This window comes from Mycobacterium sp. (assembly GCF_050701675.1).
Classification (GTDB): domain Bacteria; phylum Actinomycetota; class Actinomycetes; order Mycobacteriales; family Mycobacteriaceae; genus Mycobacterium.
In genome coordinates, this window is record NZ_JBOGDD010001124.1 from 1 (window position 1) to 3,281 (window position 3,281).

At 66.6% G+C, this 3,281-nt stretch carries 3 protein-coding genes; 2 read left to right on the forward strand and 1 reads right to left on the reverse strand.

Annotated elements, in window-relative coordinates:
* Window positions 1-512 (forward strand): PHP domain-containing protein (locus ACRDUX_RS34820; protein WP_526421074.1); only part of this gene is annotated, 512 nt, incomplete at its 5' end.
* A 38-nt stretch (window positions 513-550) separates the two neighbouring features.
* On the opposite strand, the gene dinB is transcribed toward ACRDUX_RS34820, so the two are convergent.
* A complete protein-coding gene (dinB, locus tag ACRDUX_RS34825; protein WP_526421076.1) occupies window positions 551-1,768 on the reverse strand; it encodes a DNA polymerase IV in 1,218 nt (405 codons plus the stop codon).
* A gap of 357 nt (window positions 1,769-2,125) precedes the next feature.
* Between dinB and ACRDUX_RS34830 the strand changes: the two genes are divergently transcribed.
* Complete coding sequence (locus ACRDUX_RS34830; protein WP_526421078.1) at window positions 2,126-3,274, forward strand: IS30 family transposase; 1,149 nt, start codon at window positions 2,126-2,128, stop codon at window positions 3,272-3,274.
* Window positions 3,275-3,281 lie beyond the last annotated feature (7 nt).

Here is a 3,281-nt window from a genome sequence, read left to right on the forward strand (position 1 = left end):
TGCGGATTCTGACCGGCATCGAGGTCGACATCCTCGACGACGGGAGCCTCGATCAGGACGACGAACTACTCGAGCGCCTCGACATCGTGGTCGCCAGCGTGCACTCCAAACTTGCGATGGACTCCGCGGCCATGACGCGCCGCATGGTGCAGGCGGTCTCCGGCGGGCAGGCCGACGTGCTCGGCCACTGCACCGGCCGGCTCGTCGAGGGCAACAGGGGCACCCGGGCGGAGTCCAAGTTCGACGCCGAGAAGGTGTTCACCGCGTGCCGCGATCACGGCACCGCGGTGGAGATCAACTCTCGGCCCGAGCGGCGTGATCCGCCGACGCGCCTGCTCACGATGGCGCTGGAGATCGGGTGTGACTTCTCCATCGACACCGACGCTCACGCGCCGGGACAGTTGGACTTCCTCGGCTACGGCGCGCAGCGCGCGCTCGACAACGGCGTGCCCAGGGAGCGGATCGTCAACACCTGGCCGGTGGAGAAGCTCTTGGCGTGGACGAAGGTCTGATATCGCCGGCGATATCGACTTTGACCGGCACCATCGGACTAGCCCGGTACGGTGGGCATCTCCAATCCGGGGTCACGGCCGAGCAGGACGCCCCGCATCACCGAGGCATTGCCGAAGCGTTGCCGCACCTCGTCGACCGCCGAGTCCAGGGCCAGCAGGTCGTGTTCCGGACCGAACGGCAGCTCCAATTGCTGAGCACCGTCACGATCGATATTGGACACCGCGAAGCCCACCAGCGTGAGACCGCGTTCGGCGATGAGTGGGGCTGCCGCGGACACCAGAGCTCTTGCGGCAGAGAGGATGACATCGGTCGAAGCGGTGGCGCGTGGCAGGGTATGCGACCGCGTGACCCGGCCGAAGTCGTCGAATCGCAGCCGCAGCACTACTGTGCGCCCGGTTCGGTCGGACTTGCGCATCCGGCGGGTGATGCGATCGACGAGGTTCACCACCACCGCGTCTATCTCGCTGTGCGGCATGGTGTTTCCGGCGCGGCCCAACGCCCGTTGCGCTCCCACCGACCGGCGTCGGACGCCGGTGACGACGTGGCGTCGGTCGATGTTGTGCGACAACGCGAACAACTGGTGGCCCATGCCGCCACCGACGATCGAGCCGAGCATGGTCTCGCTCAACTCGGCGACGTCGGCGACGGTGCGAATGCCGTGGGCGTGCAGTTTCTCCGCCGTCTTGGCGCCGACGCCCCACAGTCGGCGGACGGGCAGCGGATGCAGGAACTCCAACTCGCGATCGGGCGGGACCAGGAGCAGTCCGTCGGGCTTGGCCTCCTGGCTGGCCACCTTGGCGAGGAACTTGGTGCGGGCGATGCCGACGGTGATCGGCAGGCCGGCGCGCTCGGCGACCTGTTCGCGTAGCCGGGCACCGATCTGCACCGGAGTGCCCGAGACGCGGCCCAGTCCGCCGACGTCGAGGAAGGCCTCGTCGACCGACAGTGGCTCGACTAGGGGACTGGTGTCACCGAACACCTCGAACACGGCGGCACTGGCGTCGGAGTACGCCGACATCCTGGGCGGCACGACGATCGCGTGTGGGCACAACTGCCTGGCTTGGCGGCCGCCCATCGCGGTGCGCACTCCGTAGGCCTTGGCCTCGTAACTGGCCGCGAGCACCACGCCGCCGCCGACGATCACCGGGCGGCCGCGCAGCGACGGATCATCGCGCTGCTCGACCGAGGCGTAGAACGAGTCGAGATCGGCGTGAAGGATCGTCGCCTCGCCTGACTGCCGCACCGACACGAACATATGTTCGCATGGCGGGCCGACGGGCCGTCGGTAGAACCGGCAGCGAGAGTGAATATGGCGACGGACAACGCGGGCAGACTCAAGTGATCGCTGCAACACCTGACATTTGTGAGGTGCTGCGTGATTCAGTCCAAGTTGACGTTCCGGAAGCCTGGTGGGCAACCGTTACCGGAGTCCGTGCGTGAGAAGTTCTTCACGGCTCTGAGGTCGGGGTTGTCGCCGACCGCGGCGGCCACGGTGGCTGGGGTATCGCATACCGCGGGCCTCAAGTGGGCCAAGGCGGCTGGTCACCGGACCAACAAGAGCCATTACGGCATCCGATATGGGCGAGCGGTCCGGGACGCGTTCTGGGCGGGCATGTGGTCAGGTTCCTCGATGGTCGAGGCCGCGGTGCTCGCGGGCGTGTCGGCGCATACCGCGGGGCGCTGGGTTGAGCAGGCTGGCTATGTGCCGAGAACCCCTGCTCCCAGCGACCTCGAGGCCGACGCGGCACTGCCAGGTCTGACGATGTCCTTCGTCGAACGCTGCCGGTTGGAAGACCTGCTAGAGACCGCGTGCTCACCGGCGCGCGCAGCGGTGCTGATCGGGCGTCATCGCGACACGATCAGGCGGGAGATGGTGCGTGGAAAGACCAGTTCGGGGTACCGCGCCCGGGTCGGACAAGACGTGACCGACGCCAACGCCCGGCGTCCCAAGGTCTGTCGGCTCGAGCAGCAACCTGCCCTGCTGGCCGAAGTTCTGAAAGGCTTGAAGCTGCGGCACAGCCCTGAACAGATCGCGGGCCGGCTGCGTGAGGATTTCCCCGACGATCCGGAGATGCGGGTGTCACCCGAAACGATCTATCAAGCCATCTACGTCCAACCCCGCGGCGAGCTCGCCAAAGACGTCAAGTCCGCGCTACGTACCGGTCGGATCAAACGAAAACCACACGGCCGCAAGGAAACTGATACCCGCGGCAAGATCAAGAACATGGTCAACATCAGTCAGCGGCCCGCCGAAGCCGACGACCGGGCCATCCCCGGACACTGGGAAGGTGACCTCATCATCGGCGCCAACAGCGCCTCGGCGATCGCCACCCTCGTGGAGCGCACCACCGGCTTCGTCCTGCTGCTGCACCTGATCGGAGATCACACCGCCACCACCGTCGCCGCGGCGATGACCACCAAAATGCCCCAGCTCCCCGAGATCCTGTGGCGCTCTCTGACCTGGGACCAGGGCAGCGAGATGGCGCTGCACACCGCGATCACCGAAGCGACCGGCCTGCCGATCTACTTCTGCGACCCACACAGCCCCTGGCAGCGCGGCACCAACGAAAACACCAACGGACTGCTACGCCAATACTTCCCCAAAGGCACCGACCTGTCGTTCCACGGCCCCGGCATCCTCGACAACGTCGCCGCCGAACTCAACGCCCGACCCCGCAAACGCCACAACTGGCGCACCCCAGCCGAAGAACTCCACCGACTACTGTCAGACCCGTCCACATTTGTTGCAGCGACCGCCTGAATCCAAG